This window comes from Pseudarthrobacter sp. S9 (assembly GCF_050156545.1).
Classification (GTDB): Bacteria; Actinomycetota; Actinomycetes; order Actinomycetales; family Micrococcaceae; genus Arthrobacter.
In genome coordinates this window covers 1,832,827-1,850,610 of sequence record NZ_CP189576.1, presented here as the reverse complement: position 1 = coordinate 1,850,610, position 17,784 = coordinate 1,832,827, and the positions used below count along the sequence as shown (strand labels likewise).

Here is a 17,784-nt window from a genome sequence, read left to right as displayed (position 1 = left end):
TCCGCATAGATCGATCTATGCCGAGCCCGCAACTATGCCGAGGCTGCTGCCATGTTGGTCTGCTATGTGGGGTGTCGGCCAGTCGCGGGCTCGGCATAGTTACAGGCTCTCGAGGAACGCGAGGACCTTGTCCGGTGGATGGTAGCGGCCGGGGCTCGCGGATGCTGGTGTGGTGAGAGCGAGGGCTTTCTCCTTGATGGTGATGTCGGCATGGACGTAGGCGTCGGTGGACCGGACACCGGCGTGGCCGAGCCAGAGTGCGATCACTGAGGTGTCGACGCCGGCCTGGAGCAGGGACATGGCGCAGCTGTGGCGGAACACGTGCGGGTGGATTTGCCTGCCCGCGAGTGACGGACAGTTTTGCGCTGCAGTTCTCGCGTGCGTGCTGACCCGCAGCGCGACAGCGTCGCGGCTGAGCCGTCGTCCGGTGCGGGTCGGGAACAATGGGTCGTCCGGGAGTCCGGCTCGTTCGGCCAGCCAGACCCGCAGTAAAGCCTCGACGGGGTTCGTGAGAGGGACAGCGCGTTGTTTGCGTCCTTTGCCTTCGCAGCGGACGTTCGCGCCGGTGCCCAGGATGACGTCGGCGCAGTTCAGGCCCGTGAGTTCGGAAACCCGCAGGCCGGTCTGGATGGCCAGGAGCATCAGGGCCCTGTCGCGCCGGCCTTCCCATCTGGACTGGTCCGGGGCGGCCAGGAGAGCGTCGATCTCGGGTGCCGTCAGGAATGTCACGACGCGCTTGTCGAACCGCTTCGGCGGGATGGCGAGCACGCGCTGGATCAGCTGCGCATGTTCGGGGTGACGCAGCGCGGCGTAGGAGAACAGGGAGCGGATCGCGGTGAGGCGGACGTTGCGGGTCCTGACGCTGTTGTGCCGTTCATTCTCCAGATGGGTGAGGAATCCTGAGATTGTGGTCGCGTCCAGGTCGTCCCAGTCCAGTTGTGAAGGCAACTTGCCGGTCTGCCCGTGGATGAAATCCAGGAGCAGCTTCAGGGCGTCGCGGTAGGCCGCGATGGTCCGAGGGCTGGCTTGGCGCTGTTGGGCGAGCCGGTCGGTGAAGAACATCTGCAGTGTCGGTGCGATCAGCGTCATGAGCGCGCTGCCGTCCAGCCGGTGTGTTGGCGTGCCGCGGCCAGGGCGAGCAGCTCCGGTGCGGCCGAGAGGTACCAGTAGGTCGATGCGGGTTCGCGGTGTCCGAGGTAGGTCGACAGCGATGGAATCTTCGCCTGCACGTCCTCCTCGGTGCGGTACCAGCTGAGCAGGGTGCGGACCGCGAAAGTGTGGCGCAGATCGTGAAGTCTCGGTGCCGATGGTGCCCCGGTCCCGATACCGGCGTTGTTGACGAGCTTCCGGAACGTCTGGCTGACGACGGTGTAGCAGAGCCGTTTGTGTGTCAGGGACATGAAGAAGCTTGGCTCCTTCGGTCGCGGATCCAGCTCATCGCGCAGTGCAGCGTATGCGCTCAGTGCCTGTATGGCGGTGCTGTGAAGCGGAACGAGGCGGGATTTTCCGAACTTGGACTCGCGGATCAGCAGCACGTTCCCGGACCAGTCGACATCGCTGCGGTCGAGCTTGATGGCCTCGCCGATCCGCAGACCTCCCGAGGCAAGCAGCCCGATGAGTGTCTCGTAGGTCGCGGCCCGCAGCGGTGAGCTGGCCAAGCGGCGGGCCTTGTTCATCAGTGCCTCGATGTCGGCGGTGGAGTAGATGAATGGTTGGCGCCATCGTTGCCGGTGTGGCATCAGACCCGACGGCGGGATCTCCGTGCCGGGGTAAATGCCGGCCAAGTACCGGGCGAAGCCCCGGGCTGCCGTCATCCGTCGCGGTCCCACGGTCGTCACCTGGCCTGTCGGGGATTGCTGCGCCCACGTCAGTGCCGCTTGGATCGTCACGGTTGGCGATCCGTGAGCGTCGAGGTAAGCCACCAAGCCTGGGAGCAGCCAGCGGGCCTCGGCCAGTTCGTGTCCGAGCGATCGACGCAGCTGCAGGTAATCCGCGAGATCCCGCTCCAGCGCACTCACCGCACGGCCCCCGGCCACGGCTGGGCCACCCGGCGCAGCGCTACCAGGTCAACCTTGGCATAGAGGGCCGTGGTGGCCAGATCCTGATGGCGCAAGACCTGGCTGATCGCTACCAGGCCGGCGCCCCTGCGGAGCAGTTCACCGGCCAGCGCGTGCCTCAGCCCGTGCGGTCCAACCTTGGGCACGCCTGCACGTTTACAGGCCCGCTCGACAACATCACCGACCAAATCGGCACGGATCGGTCCGCGGGGAGCCCGGCAGGTCAGGAACACATGACGGGCAGCAGCAGGGTTCCGTTCACAGGACAGATAGGCTGCCAGGGCTTCGCCGACCTCGGCTGGCAACGGCAACCGGTCTTGTCGCCGCGCCTTTCCGCGGACCACAAGTTCGCCGGACCGCCAGTCCACGTCACGCAGTTCCATCCTGGCGACCTCGATGGACCGTAACCCCAACCGCGACACCAGCATGACTATCGCGAAGTCCCTCACACCGACCGGCGTGCTGCGATCGAAGCTGTCGAGCAAAAGCTGTACATCCTCCGCAGACATCCCCGGCGGCGGAAGGGTCGCGAAACGCCATCCACCCACCGCAGGAACGGACGCCCCCAGACTCAATCCGGTGATGCCTTGCAGGTAAAGAAAGCGCAGGATCGAACGCAGCTCGGCCACCCGGCCCTTCGCCGACCCGGCAGACACCCGAGCGAATTCCCGCAGCAGGAACGCATTGATGTCCGCCCCGGTCAGATCCGCCGGAGCGAACACCCAGCCCGCCGAGGACTCCTTGAGGAAGCGGCGTGCGGTGTTCTCATAACGGAGCACGGTGGTCGGCGAAAGACCCCGCTCCTGGATCATCCACCTTCGATACTGAAGCAGCAGCGCACCCAGCGGCGTCACCAACGGCGTGGCCTCAGGGGCGATGCCCGTCTCCCGCAGGTAGCTCAACAGCGGCACCAACGCACGGGGACCCGGGCTCCTGCTCCGGCCACCCCTTCGCCGGGCAGACTGGAACGCTGCCAACCGTTCCTCGTTCAGATCCTCTGTCCTCAGCCGTTCGGCAGAAAGCCACAGACCAACCTGGCCCAAATCCTTCAGCATGTTCACGATCGTGCCCGGTGTGTAGCCCCGCTTCGCCAACCAAGCCCGATAGCCCTCGACCTGCGGCCCCAGCTGACCGGCCTTCCTTCTCGTTCCCGACACTGCACTTCGCCTCCTTCACGGAAGCACGGTTGCTCCCATGATCAGGCTCCACCCCCGGGAACTATGCCGACACGCGAACGCCCGCCCCGACGAGAAAACCCAGCACCCTCACCCAAATTACCAACCGCCCCTGGATTGCCTCGGCATAGTTGCGGGCTCGGCATAGGTCGATTATGAGTAGCGGGTAGCGGGCGAGCCTGGCCAGTTCGGTCGGGAGTTCACCCTTGGCGTGAGCCTGCTGCAGTCGGCTGATCCAGCCTGCGGCCGTATCGAAAAGCACCCGGTGCCCGGCGTGGGCGGCCTTGATGCCGAGCCCGATGGCCAGGTGTGTTTTCCCGGTTCCCGGCGGCCCTAGCAAGATCACGTTCTCCGCCGCATCGATGAAGGACGTGGTGCCCAGATGGGCTATCGTCTGCCTGGCCAGTCCAACGTTGTGGGTGTAGTCATACTCCTCCAGGGACTTCCGTGCGGGGAAATGCGCGGCGTTGATCCGCAGCTGGGTGCCGTTGGCCGCCCGGGCACTGACCTGGCGGTCCAGCACGGCGGCCAGGTACTCCTCGTAGGCCCAGCCTTCCGCCCTGGCACGTTCGGCGAGACGTTCATAGACCTCCGCGACCACCGGCGCCCGCAGCGCCCTGGCCAGGTACGCCAACTGCGCCGATGGCTTGACGGCTCCCGCAGTTCCTGGGCCCGGCTGTCCGGCCGCCGGGGCGGACAGTTCGGCAGCGGTCGTCATGACAGCGCCGGAACGCTCGAAGCGGCGCCGGTGCGGTGGCTGAAATCTATCCCGTAGAGCGCGTCGTAGTCCGGCAGTGCCCGGGCGCTGACATCGGTGGGCGGCGGGGCAGGACGGGCGTGGTTCGCCTTCCAGTACTCGGTGCGCAGCCTGCCCGCCGATTCCTTATGGGCCGGGTCCGTGATGGTCTGATGCACCGCCCAGGACCGCGGATGATCGGCCACCAGCCGGCCCTCGAGGCGGACCTGGATCCGCTCCAGCGTCCCGGCGACATCGACCATCCGTCCGACCGCCACCGGGTCAACGGAGTAATCGTTGGCGTGGACCCGGACGTAGTAATCCCGCGGCAGCCGCACGCGGTCGGCAAACCCCAGATGAGGTGCCACCGGAGGCAGGACGGCCATGGCCAACCGGTCCGCGGGCAGCCGGTCAACGGGCCTGGCCCCTGTCCGGCGCACCAGCCGGGAATTGGCCCCGGGTAGCCAGGCACCGAGCTGGGTGTTGAAGTCCGCCGGGGAGGCAAAGACACGCCCGGGCATGAACGAGGTCTCGTAAAAGTTGTTGCCGCGCTCAACGATGCCTTTATGTTCGGGCTCCCGCACGGCGACCTGGTAGATCCTGGTCCCCAGGATCCCGGCGAAGGACCGGGCCGGTTCGGTGAGTTTGTTCCTCCGTCCGATACCGCTCTCGCTGTCCCATACAAGTTCCTTGGGCACGCCGCCGAAAACACTCAACAGTGCCCACATTCCGCAGAGCAGATCAACGGTCTGCCGGGACGGGATCATCATCGCCGCGAGCATCCGGGAGAACCCGAGCACCATCACCAGTACCGGTGGCGTTCCTGTCTGCCCCGCACCAAGGGGAATCACTGCCGGCGGGAACCACAGATCACACTGCACCCGTTCCCCGGCCACGTACTCGGTCCGGTCAGTCGGATCGACACCACGGTACTCCGGCCTAAGCAACGCGACCTTCGCGCGCAGAATCGCTGATGAATGTTCCCATCCGATGCGTTCAGCGATCACCGTCGCCGGCATCGTCGGCACGTCCTTGAGCAACGCCCTGATCCGCGGTTCCGCCGCGTCCGTCAGGGAACCCCTGCCCGGCCGTTCATAGCGTGGAGGCGTAGCGGCCGCCAACGCCGCCCGGACCGTGTTCCTCGCCAAACCCAGCCGACGCGCGATGGTCTTGATCCCCAGATGCTCGCTGCGGTGCAGCCGCCGGATCTCTGCCCAATCTTCCATGATGATCATCCTCAATCCAACCCCGGAGGGGTCAAGATTCAAACGGCACTATGGGGTCAGTTTTCACTAAGCAGCGACAGCCCGAGCGGTTGTCCTCGAACGTGTACGTGGGCACTATCGCCGGACCCCCGTCAACGGCGACAGGGGCGGACTGCGCTGCGATGGTGTAGACGGAAAAATTAGGTGAGCTGGCAAACACCTCGTAGGGAGCCAGAACGTCACTTCCCACGGTGCCTGACGACCCCAGGACGACGGCGACAACTATCGTTCCCGAGGAGGACGGTCGATTCGTGGGCAGGTTCTTAAGTTCTTGAGCGGGCGGGCGGACGTGACTTTCCGCATCCGCCACCCAAGCGCCTGCGAAAGCCAGCGCAGCCACAACGAGCAGGGATAACCCCACCGACAGAGCAGTGTGAACAAAGCGTCTAGAGCGGGAAGCCATGAGCGGGTCTCGATTCCTTATGGAGTTGCGGGGCCATCACCTTTTTTGGGCCCTGCATTGCTCCTTCACGCTACGGATTGCCCGTTACACGTACATCGGTCCACGGGACACTCCCGAACAGGCACAACCGGTACCTGGGTACCACGCCATCGCTCCCCGGGACGCACTCCGTGCGTCTTAGGCCGCACGTCCAGGCGACCGACCAGCGTCCCATGCCCGGGGGCCGGATCGCAGACCTGAAGAGTTTCCCCGCGATAATGACGGCCCGGGATCCTGGCAAACGCCCCTCTGATCCGTCTGGGACCGGCAGCGGAAAATGCGCGATTGAATGTTCAGTTCACCTAACCCGCCGAAGACACCGGAGGTCAGCCATGGAAAGCTCCCTTGGCCGGGCCTGGGGCTGAGCGGCCTTCTCTCACAACAGTGCTTGATGACAAGCAAAACGGGCAGTACCGGTTTTGAAGCATCCAGAGAGGTTGGGTTTCACCCATCCGTGTTGCAACTCTCGCATTGCGCGACACGTTGATCCGGCCCAGCTCATGCAAGCCTCGGTTACGTCCCGCTGAGTGGTGGAGTTTCTCGACACCGTGCAGGTCAGTTATCTGATTATGCTGCAGTGAGTTCGGGGAGCAAAATCGCCTCCTCTAGCGGTTCGGCGGCGGTCGTGTCCATGGCTGCGAGTTCGGCCATGGAGGTCTCGGAGAGGTAGCGGCGGTCCCCGGATTCCCATTCGTCGTGTTGCTCGACGAGGACCGCGCCGGCGAGCCGGAGGAGGGCTCCGGGTTGGGGAAGACCCCGACGACATCGGTCCGTCTTTTGGCTCTCCTGACTCTTCCGTGGGTTAGTTCCGGCCTGGGAGCACTGGTTTGTGGCCTCCGAGGCTGAGCATTGCCAGGGCGATGAGTGCTTCGGGTGATTTGAAGCCGAAAGCGATGCGGGTGATGAGTCTGATCTTGGTGTTCATCGATTCGACGCGTCCGTTGGAGAGTCCGTGTTCGATGGCGGCGAGGATCGCGGCGCGGTGGTTGACGATGCTGCGTTGGAGCTTCACGAACGCGGGGATCCGGCACCGGCGCGCCCAGGCAACCCATTTATCGAGGGCTTCGGCGGCTTCGTCGTGGGGCAGTTTGAAAATGACCCGGAGACCTTCCTTGAGGTAGTAGGCCCGGCCGAGGGTGGGGTCGGTCTGCACGATCCAGGCGAGCTTGACCTGCTGCTTCTCGGTCAGGTTCTCCGGGTTCTTCCAGAGCGCGTACCGGGAGTTCTTCACACCGGCTGCGCGGGCACTGTCCGGGCGGGCCGGCGCGTCTTTCGCGGGCCGGCCGCGCCTGGCCTCGGTGGCCCGGGCTGCCTTTCGGGCGTCGTTCCACGCGGCCCGTCGCACCTCGTCGAGGGCTTCGGTGGCCCATTTGACGACGTGGAACGGGTCGGCGCAGCGGACCGCACCCGGGCAGCGCTGGGCCACGACAACGGCGATCCAGGCGGCCCCATCCGCGGAAACATGCGTGATCCGGGCGCAGCGTTCCATCCCGAGGGCGTCGAAGAACATGCCCAGGGTGGCCTTGTCCTGCCCGGGGGCCGCCCAGACCAGCCGGCCGCTGTCGTGGTCGACGACGACCGTCAGATACTTGTGGCCGCGTTTGTAAGAGATCTCGTCAATACCGATCCGGACCAGTCCGGCGAACTGGTCGTGGAGCTTCTCCGTGTCGTTCCAGACCCGGGTGATGATCGCCCCGACCGTGCGCCACGCGATCCGCATCAGCTCCGTGATGGCGGTCTTGGACGTTTGCGTGGCCAGCCAGGCGATCTGAGCGTCGAAATGGTGGGTGTGGCCGGTCTGGTGCCGGGCCCAGGGGACGGCGGCGACGGTCACACCGTGGACCCGGCAGGACACCCTCGGGGCGTAGGCTTCCAACTCGACCCGGATCGTCCCGGCGTCCAGTGCCCGCCAGCGCCGTCGCCCCTGGCCCTGGTCGTATTTCGGGCAACGGCGGAGGCAGATCCCGCACCGGTTGCGCATCGAGCCGGTCGGCCTGACCGAGGCGACCAGAATCCCCGTTTCGTCGTCCAGATCGATGGCCTCGACGACCGTTTTCTCGACACCGAGCAGGGTTCGCCATAGTCTTGCATTTCGCACGTCGTTTTCCCGTCTGAAAGTTTCTGTTCCTTTGACAGTCAGAAACCTAGACAGGAAGCGGCGTGCGGTCGTTAAGGCGCTCCGGAAACACCCACGGTTACGTCAGGAGAGCCGTCTTTTTGATCTCTTTATTCACCCGCTCCATGGGGTTCGTTGACCAGATCTGGCGCCAGTGCTTCGCGGGGAACCCGGCGAACGCGAGCACGTCCGCCCGTGCGTCATCGAGCATCGCCGCGACCTTCGGGTGGGATTTCTGCAGCATCCGTGCGACCTCCTCGAACTGGGTGTTCACGTGCCCGGCATCGGGCTGGGCGAACACGGTGCGGATGATCGAGGCGACCATGTCCTGGGATCCCTTGGCCACTGTCGAGAGCACGTTGCGCATGAAGTGCACCCGGCAGCGCTGCCAGGCCGCGCCCTGGAAGACCGTTCCGATGGTTTTCTTCAGTCCGGTGTGGGCGTCGGAGATGACCAGCTGCACGCCGTCCAGTCCGCGGGTCTTCAGCGACCGCAGGAACGCGGTCCAGAACCCCTCGTTCTCGCTGTCGCCGACGTCGAAGCCAAGGACTTCCCGGCGCCCGTCGGCGGCGACACCGAAGGCGACCACGACCGCCTGGGACACGACCCGGTGCCCGACGCGGGCTTTGCAGTAGGTGGCGTCGAGGAACACATACGGGTAGCCCATGGCCGACAGGTCCCGGTCCCGGAATGCACCGGCTTCGTGGTCCAGGTCCTCGCAGATGCGGGACACTTCGGACTTGGAGATCCCGGTGTCCGCACCGAGCGCCTTGACCAGGTCATCGACCTTGCGGGTGGAGACCCCGTGCAGGTAGGCCTCCATCACGACCGCGTAGAGGGCCTGGTCAACGCGGCGGCGCCGCTCCAGCAGGGCCGGGAAAAACGACCCGGCCCGCAGCTTCGGGATCTTCAGGTTCAGGTCCCCGGCGTCAACGTCCTTGGCCGGCTGCCGTTCCGTTGCGCCGTACGGTCCCCGGTCCGCTCGAACGGGGCGGCGCCGATGAACGCGGTTGCCTCCGCGTCGATGAACTGCTGGTACAGCGTTTCCGTCGCGGTGCGGATCCGGTCCGAGACATCGGTGAGTTTCAGTTGGCCAAGCAGGTCGAGCAGGGCAGACTGGTCTAGAGCCATCGTGTGTTTGTGTCTTTCTGTGAGTGACTTTGATCGGTACTCACTGACCATCGCACGATGGCTCACTACGTTGCCCGGGCAACGCGCAACTGCGGAGAACTACACCACTCCTGGGGACGCAACCCAAGCCTCGAGTGAATAGTCCAAAGAACTGGCTCTCCTGACGTAACCGTGGGTGTTTCCGGAGCGCCTTAACGACCGCACGCCGCTTCCTGTCTAGGTTTCTGACTGTCAAAGGAACAGAAACTTTCAGACGGGAAAACGACGTGCGAAATGCAAGACTATGGCGAACCCTGCTCGGTGTCGAGAAAGCGGTCGTCGAGGTCATCGATCTGGACGACGAAACGGGGATTCTGGTCGCCTCGGTCAGGCCGACCGGCTCGATGCGCAACCGGTGCGGGATCTGCCTCCGCCGTTGCCCGAAATACGACCAGGGCCAGGGGCGACGGCGCTGGCGGGCTCTTGACGCCGGGGCGATCCGGGTCGAGTTGGAAGCCTACGCCCCGAGGGTGTCCTGCCGGGTCCACGGTGTGACCGTGGCCGCCGTGCCGTGGGCCCGGCACCAGGCCGGTCACACCCACCATTTCGACGCGCAGGTTGCCTGGCTGGCCACGCAAACGTCCAAGACGGCGATCACGGTGTTGATGCGGATCGCGTGGCGCACGGTCGGGGCGATCATCACCCGGGTCTGGGCCGACACGGAGAAGCTCCATGACCAGTTCGCCGGACTGGTCCGGATCGGTATTGACGAGATCTCTTACAAGCGCGGCCACAAGTATCTGACGGTCGTCGTCGACCACGACTGCGGCCGGCTGGTCTGGGCGGCCCCCGGGCAGGACAAGGCCACCCTGGGTATGTTCTTCGACGCCCTCGGGGTGGAACGCTGCGCCCGGATCACGCATGTTTCCGCGGATGGGGCCGCCTGGATCGCCGTTGTCGTGGCCCAGCGCTGCCCGGGTGCGGTCCGCTGCGCCGACCCGTTCCACGTCGTAAAATGGGCCACCGAAGCCCTCGACGAGGTGCGACGGGCCGCGTGGAACGACGCCCGAAAGGCAGCCCGGGCCACCGAGGCCAGGCGCGGCCGGCCCGCGAAAGACGCGCCGGCCCGCCCGGACAGTGTCCGCGCAGCCGGTGTGAAGAACTCCCGGTACGCGCTCTGGAAGAACCCGGAGAACCTGACCGAGAAGCAGCAGGTCAAGCTCGCCTGGATCGTGCAGACCGACCCCGCCCTCGGCCTGGCCTACTACCTCAAGGAAGGTCTCCGGGTCATTTTCAAACTGCCCCACGACGAAGCCGCCGAAGCCCTCGATAAATGGGTTGCCTGGGCGCGCCGGTGCCGGATCCCCGCGTTCGTGAAGCTCCAGCGCAGCATCGTCAACCACCGCGCAGCGATCCTCGCCGCGATCGAGCATGGGCTCTCCAACGGGCGTGTCGAATCGATGAACACGAAGATCAGACTGATCACCCGCATCGCCTTCGGCTTCAAATCACCCGAAGCACTCATCGCCCTGGCAATGCTCAGCCTCGGCGGTCACAAACCGGTGCTCCCAGGCCGGAACTAACCCACGGAAGAGTCAGGAGAGCCAAAGAACTTTGGACTATTCAGGGGGCTAGCCAGACCGGCCGGACTGCAGGCTCCCCCAATTGTCCAGAGCGCTTTGGACAATTGGTGTGGAGCCAAAGATCCTGTCAGGTCCAGAAGCTAGCCTCCTGTTGGCGGTTCTCCTGGACCAGAGGATCCGTTCAAAAGCTACTCCGCAAACTACCGATAGGTTGTACACCAATGGGACAGCTTTGAGCTGTGCGGAGTGTTCCACCTGACCCCCAGTGGGCACAACCCGTTCAGGTGCTTTGGTTGCCTCTGTGCTCCGCTTGTTGGTCCCAGAAATTCTTAAGAAGTTGCTGTTCGTAGCGTTTGTAGGCTTCGTCCCAATGGCGACGATGGTTATGCCTGCCAGCTCCAGAAATTTGGAGAGGGCATCTCCCTGGACTGCGTGCACCTTGCCGAAGAGCGCAGCCGCCCGTTCGTCGATCCCATAGACCCGCTACCCAGAGTCAACCACCTGGACGCCGGCCTCGTGCGCGTGAGGGTAGCGGTCCTCAAACCAGTTGTAGTGGCCAAGGTTCTCGGTCTCGAGAATCGCCAGGACGCTTGCTTTACTGATCTCGTTCATCGGCACCCTCCGGTGCGTCGTCCGTGCGATGGCCCTGAGCAGGGCGGCCATGGCTCTGACCGCGCCCGGATCTTCTTCCCAGGATTTGCCGTTGCGGGTGCAGGCATGAAGATTGCTCACACCGGACCCTTGGGCGGCATGGGCAAGTTCAACCCATGCCTCTTGCAGCTCTGCCACCTGATTCGCGGTCAAGGGGCTATTGACCTCCGGCCCGCCGACGGCCGGCGTCATAAGGACCGGCTTAGCGCTTCTCTGGAACAAATGCCTAAGACCCATGCCGGTGCCCCTTCCACCAGAGAGTAACGTCGCGCCAGGAGGGCAAATTTGGGAACGAGATGCGCCGCGAATGGCCGACACATCCACCGTATCAAGGCTCTGGTTTCCGCTGCGCTTCAACCGGTTGTCGGGCGTCCGCTGGCGCGGCCGGCGGTCGGGGTCCAGTGCGCACCGTCGCAGAGCTCCGGAGACCCTGGCCCTGTCTTGTCTACGACGATGCTCCTATAGTCGTCAAATCCCGATTTGGTGTTGACCCTCCTGTCTTTAGCCTGAATCCACCGGTCGGCTGTCGCTGATGGCCGGATTCTGATTCAGTCTTGTTTTCGGGCCGGGGGCAGGGTGGATGGCAGGACCTCGCTGTCCGGTGGTGTTCCACTGTTTCTTTCGGTTGCGTCGTATCGGCTGGATTGACAGGGTTCAGGCCGGTTTGGGCGGCGGGAAGATCGTGTCGAAGAGCTTTTCCCAACCGTCCTGCCACGGCCAGTTTTCGGGCAGATGCAGTCTGATACGCCGGGCCGAAGATGCGGTCCGGGCGGCGACGTTGATGATTTTGGTCCGGATCGTCACGGTGGTGGCTTTGGCGAAATGCCCTCCGGCGAGGGTGCCCGCGGCGCGGGTGAGGTTGAACGCCATGGCCGCGGCGGCGAGCCAGGCGGCGTTGGCGTTGAACTTTCCTGAGGGTAGGTGGGCCAGCGGACCGGCGCGCAGATCGGAATGGACCTGCTCGATCACCGCGTGGGCGCGGTGGGTCTTATCCGCCTTGACGGTGTCCAGGACGTCTGCGGCGACGGTGGTGAAGAACGCGTGAAACCGGTGGGTGTCGAACAGGGTTTCCTGACCCGTGACGGCCTTGGGGTTCAGTTCCGGAACCCTGCGGACCACCAGCCTGCCGGTAACGCGGTCTTCCTTTTTCTTGGAAATGAACGCGGTGAACCCGATTTCGGCGACCTCGGCATCGGAGATCCAGGTGTTGGATTCCTCGTCGAAGATCGCATTGGTGTATTTGATCTTCTCCCACGCGGAGTCCGGGATCTTCGCGATGGCTTTCTTCACGTGCGGGTCCATCCGGGCCGTGATCGAGACTTTCGCGCCGGCCCGTGCCGCGGCGGTGACGACCGCGTGGTTGTAGAACGCGCTGTCCGCGCGCAGCAGCACCATGCCGTCCGCGTCCGACGGGCGCAGCCGATTCACGTTGGCGAGGGTGTCGGCCACGAATTTGCCGGCCCCGCGCGCCGAACTGGTGGCGCCTTTGCGCAGCCGCGCCCCGGTGATGACCGGTGCGGCCTCGTTGGTGGTGACGGTCCCGATCAGCGCGTTCAGGCCCTTGACGCCGTTGTACCCGTAACCGGTGCCCTGTTTCTGATAGCCGTAGGTCGCCTTGACCGTGTCGTCGATATCGACCAGTGCCAGAGCGTCGATCCCGGCCGTGACCGGGGCGGCCCTGGCCAATGCGGGCAGCCAGCGGGAGGCGACCGCGTCGAGCTGGCGGACATGGCCGAAAGTGAACGTCCGCAGAAACGATCCCAGCGTCGAAGGCGCGTAGGTGCCCTTGAACAGTTTCCCCATCCCACCGTGGCGCAGCAGTCCCATGTCATCGATGGAATCGGCGCCGGCAACCATCCCGGCGACCAGGGCCGTGATCTTCAACCCCGCGTTGGCACCGAAATAGTCCGGCAGTTTCAGATGCTCATCGACCAGTTCCCCGAGCCCGGTTTTCCCGGCCAGACCCATGACCGGGACCAGCCCCGCGGCCGACACGAGATTCGGATCATCAAAAGCGCTGGAAATAGCCGACTGGGTATGGAAAAGTTGCATCTACGGAATGCTCCTCTGCAAGGCGAAAACGGAACTCTAGACAAGTCCTATTTTCCCTGATCAGAAGGGCATTTCCGGTTTAAAACGCCGGACCGGCCCAAACCCAACCGGTGGATTCAGGTTTAGCTGCTCGCTCGGTCAACCATTGGCGGTAGGGCGTGTCTCATAGCGGAGGAGGCCTCGTTCCAGGAGGGAAATCTTGGAGGGCCACGGACCAAGTTCGCGGGCTGCGATGGTGATGGTGCAACCGAGTGTGGTGCGCATTTGGCGCAGGTCAGTGTTGTTGGGGGCTGGCTGGGGGTTGGTGATCTGGCGTTAGATTTCCCGGGCTGCGTAGCGTTTAAGGCAGCGCATGGTTTCCCGTTTGCTCTTGCCCTCCGCGGTGCGCTTGTTTGGGGTGCTCCATTGTGTCCGGCTCATGCCCCACGACATGATGACTACCGCGGCATGCATATGGATTCACACGCTGTGTACCTCACGTTTGCGTGCATAGGCTCGTGCGGCACGGACTCGGTCGCCGCACCGGGTTGAGCACCATTGCCGTCGCGCGTGGGTGCGGAGGAAGAATCGCTGGCACGAGTCCGCTTCGCAGGACGCTAGCAGTGATGCCTGGTCGCCGCTCAGGAGTGAGGCAGCATCTTCGGCGATGACTGCCATGACGTGCTCGATGACCTGTGTCACGGGATGGTCGGCGCTACGGGTGAAGCCCGCCGTCGGGTCGAACCGTAACAGCAGTGCGCCGGGGGCGCAGGTCAGCGCACGGTTAACAGCCTGCACTGCCTCTATCGTGGGGAGGTCTCCGGTGGTGTGCGCGGTTAAGAGATCGCGCAGATCTGCGCGGAGCGCTGCGAGCCTGCCCCGGCAGTGCTCGTGCAGCACGGACTCCCGTGCGATGAGATCGCGTGCTAGTAGCCACGCCGCCGCAGCCTCAGGGCTGCTCAATTCGTCGTAGCGTTTGCCTGCGGGCAGTCCGCTCGCGCTGTTGACCAGCGCGAGGCAGGGATGCTCCTCGGCACCTGGTGCGGCAGCTAGCAGTGTGTCCGACATATTCCTCATGGTATCAGTTTCAATTAAACGTGAGGTGTCTGTTACGCTCCAATCACGTCAAAAAGTACGTTTTTCCATGAGGAGTTTGTATGCAGTTCGGACGACCATCCGGCACGGCCCCGTTCACGCTGTCCGTGCTCTCCGCCGGCGGCACCGGTGTCGGAACGACCGCTGAGGAGGGGCTCGCGGGTATGATCTCGCTGGCACGGACGGCGGACCGGCGCGGGTATCACCGGTTCTGGATGTCCGAGCATCACGCGATGGGGGCAACGTCTGTGTCTTCACCACCGTTGATGGTCGCCCGGCTCGTCGCGGAGACGACGAACATCCGCCTGGGTGCTGGCGGGGTGATGCTGCCCAACCACGCACCGTTGCTGATCGCCGAACAGTTCGGAATGCTGGAGGCTCTGGCTCCGGGCCGGATCGATCTCGGGCTGGGGCGCGCCCCTGGCACCGATGGGGCGACCGCTTCCGCGCTGCGTCGAGGCGCGGATGCCAACGACGGATTCCCACAGCAGGTGCTCGAGTTGCTCGGATTCCTGGGTGACGAGTTTCCTCCCGGACACCCGTACCGGCACGTCCACGCGGTGCCCGGCCCATGGCAGGCAAGGGAGAATCGGGTGCCTGCACCCTCGACCGCCCCGGAGATGTGGGTGCTGGGTTCCTCGCCGTACTCCGCGCAGCTGGCCGGGCAGCTCGGCCGACCATATGCGTTCGCGTTGCAGTTCGGTGACGCTGACATCGACACGGCCATGCGTCTTTACAAAGAAAGCTTCCAGCCCTCGGATGTGCTCGCCGAGCCCCATACCCTTGTCAGCGTGCCCGTAGCGATCAGCGACGACCCGGCCGAGGCGAAACGGCAGGCGGCGACGTCGGCGATGGCGATGCTGCGCATGTTCAAAAGCGAGGGCTACCTGCTCCTACCTCCGGATGAGGTCGAGGCGTACCCGGCCACGACGCAGGAACGGCAAATCCTCGACTCCTACACCAGCCGCAGCTTCCACGGCACCGCCGCTACTGTCGCCGACCGCCTCGAAGCCCTGCATAAGCGCACCGGCGCCGACGAGGTGATGCTGGTCGTCGGCGGCCACTCGGCCACCCTGGACCAGCACGGGATGACCCTGATCGCCGATCACTACGACCTCCCGCACCTGTAAGCACCGCTACTGCGGGCCGCGCAGTAGTGCACATGTCAGCTTTCACTGATACACAACACCACCATTGAATGAAGGAGAACCCCATGACCACACGGCGCCGAGCCCTGATCGTCATTGACGCCCAACAGGAATACTTCGACGGAGTGCTCCCGATCCAGTACCCAGCCCGGGATGAATCCATCGCCCGCATCCAGACCGCGATCGACACCGCAAAACAGACCGGAACCTCGATCGTGCTCGTCCAGCACGAACTCCCGGCAGAAGCCCCGGTGTTCGCATCCGGGGCAGTAACCTGGCAGAACCACCCCGAAGTAGCCGCCCACGAGAATGTAGCTGCCAAGCGCATCAGCAAGCAGTTCTCCAGCATCTTCGCCGACACCGACCTCGAAGCCTGGTTGCGTGAAGAAGGCATCGACACGATCACGCTCGTTGGCTACATGACGAACAACTGCGTGATCGCCTCCGCCGCGGCCGCCGAGCCCCTCGGCTTCGCCGTCGAAGTCCTCTCAGACGCGACCGGAGCAATCGACCTCACCAACGACGCTGGCACCGCGCCCGCACGCCAGATCCACGAGACCCTCATGACGCTGCTGCACTCAAACTGGGCCGCCGTCACCGACACCGAGACCTGGACCACAGCACTGCGTACTGGCGCGCCGCTGCCCAAGAGCGACCTCATCACCTCCGCAGCACAAGGCCGCAGCGCCCGATAGAACACCCGGGTACGTCCCCGACGCAGCCGTGGCTCGGAGATCTACCGCCCACCCTCCTGGGACGAGCAGCTGTCCGGACTCCTCGCACTCGCCCGGTCCAATCTGCCTCAAACCGGAATTTTGGCTGCTTCCTCGGTCAGCCATTGGCGGTAGTTCGTGGCCAGGGTGTCATCGCGGAGGAGTCGTCGTGCCAGGCGGGATATTTTGGAGGGCCATTGGCCCAGCTCGCGGGGCGCGGCGGTGATGGTGCAACCGAGTGTGGTGCGCATTTGGCGCAGGTCAGTGCTCTGGACTGGCACAACGAGCTGGTGGCCGTCCTGTTCGCGGGGGAACACCGGGCGGCAATCAACTAAGCCAACCAAGGGCACCCACTTACTCAACGAGTAGGTGGGTGCTTTTCTGTGCGCCAGGAAGCCGCAACGCGGGGGGCGGTCCGCCGCGGGTGGCTGGCTTAGGGTGGTGGTTGCCGGCGGCGGACCGCCGTTTAGCGCGAGGGCCCGTGCCGGTCACCTGGTGCCGGCGGCAAGACCCGGACAGTGGCCGGCCGGGCGGAATCCTCTGGGACCAGAGAAGACGCATGCTCGCAGGGCTCGCACTAGTTTCCGCTGCGCTTCAACCAGTTATCGGGACGGAACCGGAATGTGTCACTTAACCCGTTATTTATTCTAAGTCATGCAAAGGGTGGCTGATCCTCCGTATGTGACAGAAAGTCGAGGGGTATCTGAAGCTCGGCGAAGGTTTCCCCGAGACCGCGCGCGGATTGTTCACTCCGACATCCGTACGGTGCGGAGTCGACGAGATGTTTCGCGACGACAGGGTCTTCTTTGGTTGCCGCAATGGCGGCGTCGGTGTCTCGAAAACCTGTTGTATTCCAAGACAGCAGTTGCCGATGTCTCACTAACGGTCGTCCATGGAACGGATGGGAACCGGGTGCCATATTCCCAAGTCGCCGCGCAGGTCCTTGACCGGCGCAGTTATCGCCAGAGAACCTTGGTGCATGACAGTTCGAAGCATCGCCGCCGCGGCAGACGCCTTGGCGGTGCTGAGCGGATGCGCCCCGCCGGCGGCGTCGACAAACGACCCCTCGGCAACTCCGACAACGACCGCCGCCTCGAGCATCCCCTTCTCTCTCTACACGCACTGCGGCATCTACGAGACACAGGTGCTGCACACATTCTTTGTTGCCGACCAGCCGCTGGACGACGGTCACGGCAATCCCCCTGCAGGCTGGGCCAACCCCTACCAGCCGGGCACCATCACCGTGGCAGGCTCCAAGGCCGTCTTCCATGACGACACCGGCCACGCGGTGACCTTCCATGAACGCCCCGGCGCCACGAGCTTCCTGAGAACCTGCTCCTGAGGAGTAGCTCGACTCCGACCGCAAGCCGCCTCAAACGGCGCACCCCTCCGGCCATTTAGCACTGCGAGAAACACGCCAAATAGCTCTGCAATTCACAGACCCGGGATGCCGGCAACCAAGCAGACTCATCCAGCCACCGATTTCGTGCCTTAGAAAGCTTTGTATTTCGAGACGCCACCCGTGAGTCACAAAGAGCACTCTGCGGGCATTTTCATCGGGCGGGCTACACATGGTGAGGACTGCGGGTGATCTCTTTCGCCTCCCGTGACCTATGGAATGCAAAAGGTAGCCGGCCCCGGTGTCAGCTTAAGCCGGTCACC

Annotated in this window: 14 protein-coding genes and 2 pseudogenes; 4 read left to right on the top strand and 12 right to left on the bottom strand. The window is 64.4% G+C overall.

What is annotated here, in order from left to right; genetic code table 11:
- Window positions 1-99: 99 nt before the first annotated feature.
- The 8 genes and pseudogenes from ACQCSY_RS08730 to ACQCSY_RS08695 all read right to left on the bottom strand — a co-directional run.
- Window positions 100-1,089 (bottom strand): tyrosine-type recombinase/integrase, encoded by a 990-nt coding sequence (locus ACQCSY_RS08730; protein WP_427134905.1) that lies wholly within the window; start codon window positions 1,087-1,089, stop codon window positions 100-102.
- A complete protein-coding gene (locus ACQCSY_RS08725) occupies window positions 1,086-2,018 on the bottom strand; it encodes a tyrosine-type recombinase/integrase (protein WP_427134903.1) in 933 nt (310 codons plus the stop codon). Before ACQCSY_RS08725 ends, ACQCSY_RS08730 begins: the two co-directional genes overlap by 4 nt.
- Complete coding sequence (locus ACQCSY_RS08720) at window positions 2,015-3,214, bottom strand: tyrosine-type recombinase/integrase (RefSeq protein ID WP_427134901.1); 1,200 nt, start codon at window positions 3,212-3,214, stop codon at window positions 2,015-2,017. The genes ACQCSY_RS08725 and ACQCSY_RS08720 overlap by 4 nt, the downstream gene beginning before the upstream one ends.
- A 61-nt stretch (window positions 3,215-3,275) precedes the next feature.
- Window positions 3,276-3,950, bottom strand: coding sequence for an ATP-binding protein (locus ACQCSY_RS08715; protein ID WP_427134899.1), 675 nt, complete (start codon window positions 3,948-3,950; stop codon window positions 3,276-3,278).
- Window positions 3,947-5,203, bottom strand: coding sequence for an IS21 family transposase (gene istA / locus ACQCSY_RS08710; protein WP_427134897.1), 1,257 nt, complete (start codon window positions 5,201-5,203; stop codon window positions 3,947-3,949). Before istA ends, ACQCSY_RS08715 begins: the two co-directional genes overlap by 4 nt.
- 1,039 nt (window positions 5,204-6,242) lie before the next feature.
- Window positions 6,243-6,463, bottom strand: a pseudogene (locus ACQCSY_RS08705) (transposase); the annotation flags it as partial.
- 14 nt (window positions 6,464-6,477) lie between these two features.
- Complete coding sequence (locus tag ACQCSY_RS08700) at window positions 6,478-7,773, bottom strand: ISL3 family transposase (protein ID WP_427134895.1); 1,296 nt, start codon at window positions 7,771-7,773, stop codon at window positions 6,478-6,480.
- Between the two features lie 115 nt (window positions 7,774-7,888).
- Window positions 7,889-8,922: pseudogene (locus tag ACQCSY_RS08695) on the bottom strand (IS256 family transposase); the annotation flags it as partial.
- Between the two features lie 266 nt (window positions 8,923-9,188).
- Here ACQCSY_RS08695 and ACQCSY_RS08690 point away from each other — a divergent pair.
- Window positions 9,189-10,484 (top strand): ISL3 family transposase, encoded by a 1,296-nt coding sequence (locus tag ACQCSY_RS08690; RefSeq protein ID WP_427134893.1) that lies wholly within the window; start codon window positions 9,189-9,191, stop codon window positions 10,482-10,484.
- Between the two features lie 483 nt (window positions 10,485-10,967).
- Here the strand turns inward: ACQCSY_RS08690 and ACQCSY_RS08685 are convergent, their stop codons facing one another.
- The 3 genes from ACQCSY_RS08685 to ACQCSY_RS08675 form a co-directional block, all read right to left on the bottom strand.
- Entirely contained in the window at window positions 10,968-11,216 is a 249-nt protein-coding gene (locus ACQCSY_RS08685; protein ID WP_427134892.1) for a hypothetical protein, read from the bottom strand.
- Between the two features lie 573 nt (window positions 11,217-11,789).
- Window positions 11,790-13,187 carry an IS1380 family transposase gene (locus tag ACQCSY_RS08680; RefSeq protein WP_427130625.1) on the bottom strand — a complete coding sequence of 466 codons (1,398 nt, stop codon included), beginning with the start codon at window positions 13,185-13,187 and terminating at the stop codon, window positions 11,790-11,792.
- 459 nt (window positions 13,188-13,646) lie between these two features.
- Complete coding sequence (locus tag ACQCSY_RS08675) at window positions 13,647-14,243, bottom strand: CGNR zinc finger domain-containing protein (protein WP_427134890.1); 597 nt, start codon at window positions 14,241-14,243, stop codon at window positions 13,647-13,649.
- A gap of 80 nt (window positions 14,244-14,323) precedes the next feature.
- On the opposite strand from ACQCSY_RS08675, the gene ACQCSY_RS08670 reads away from it, so the two are divergent.
- Both ACQCSY_RS08670 and ACQCSY_RS08665 read left to right on the top strand, forming a co-directional pair.
- Window positions 14,324-15,391, top strand: a complete 1,068-nt coding sequence (locus tag ACQCSY_RS08670; RefSeq protein ID WP_427134888.1) for an LLM class flavin-dependent oxidoreductase — start codon at window positions 14,324-14,326, stop codon at window positions 15,389-15,391.
- An 83-nt stretch (window positions 15,392-15,474) separates the two neighbouring features.
- Window positions 15,475-16,104 carry a cysteine hydrolase family protein gene (locus tag ACQCSY_RS08665; protein WP_427134886.1) on the top strand — a complete coding sequence of 210 codons (630 nt, stop codon included), beginning with the start codon at window positions 15,475-15,477 and terminating at the stop codon, window positions 16,102-16,104.
- A gap of 107 nt (window positions 16,105-16,211) precedes the next feature.
- On the opposite strand, the gene ACQCSY_RS08660 is transcribed toward ACQCSY_RS08665, so the two are convergent.
- The gene (locus tag ACQCSY_RS08660; RefSeq protein ID WP_427134884.1) at window positions 16,212-16,373 is read right to left on the bottom strand and encodes a hypothetical protein; all 162 of its coding nucleotides are present in this window, start codon (window positions 16,371-16,373) and stop codon (window positions 16,212-16,214) included.
- A 728-nt stretch (window positions 16,374-17,101) separates the two neighbouring features.
- Here ACQCSY_RS08660 and ACQCSY_RS08655 point away from each other — a divergent pair.
- Complete coding sequence (locus ACQCSY_RS08655; RefSeq protein ID WP_427134882.1) at window positions 17,102-17,464, top strand: hypothetical protein; 363 nt, start codon at window positions 17,102-17,104, stop codon at window positions 17,462-17,464.
- Window positions 17,465-17,784: the final 320 nt, after the last annotated feature.

Bases quoted from the DNA above. Each gene is read 5' to 3' on its own strand.
- ACQCSY_RS08730 (WP_427134905.1), bottom strand. From the start codon at position 1,089: ATGACGCTGATCGCACCGACACTGCAGATGTTCTTCACCGACCGGCTC.
- ACQCSY_RS08715 (WP_427134899.1), bottom strand. From the start codon at position 3,950: ATGACGACCGCTGCCGAACTGTCCGCCCCGGCGGCCGGACAGCCGGGC.
- istA (WP_427134897.1), bottom strand. From the start codon at position 5,203: ATGATCATCATGGAAGATTGGGCAGAGATCCGGCGGCTGCACCGCAGC.
- ACQCSY_RS08680 (WP_427130625.1), bottom strand. From the start codon at position 13,187: ATGCAACTTTTCCATACCCAGTCGGCTATTTCCAGCGCTTTTGATGAT.
- ACQCSY_RS08675 (WP_427134890.1), bottom strand. From the start codon at position 14,243: ATGAGGAATATGTCGGACACACTGCTAGCTGCCGCACCAGGTGCCGAG.
- ACQCSY_RS08670 (WP_427134888.1), top strand. From the start codon at position 14,324: ATGCAGTTCGGACGACCATCCGGCACGGCCCCGTTCACGCTGTCCGTG.
- ACQCSY_RS08665 (WP_427134886.1), top strand. From the start codon at position 15,475: ATGACCACACGGCGCCGAGCCCTGATCGTCATTGACGCCCAACAGGAA.
- ACQCSY_RS08660 (WP_427134884.1), bottom strand. From the start codon at position 16,373: ATGCGCACCACACTCGGTTGCACCATCACCGCCGCGCCCCGCGAGCTG.
- ACQCSY_RS08655 (WP_427134882.1), top strand. From the start codon at position 17,102: ATGACAGTTCGAAGCATCGCCGCCGCGGCAGACGCCTTGGCGGTGCTG.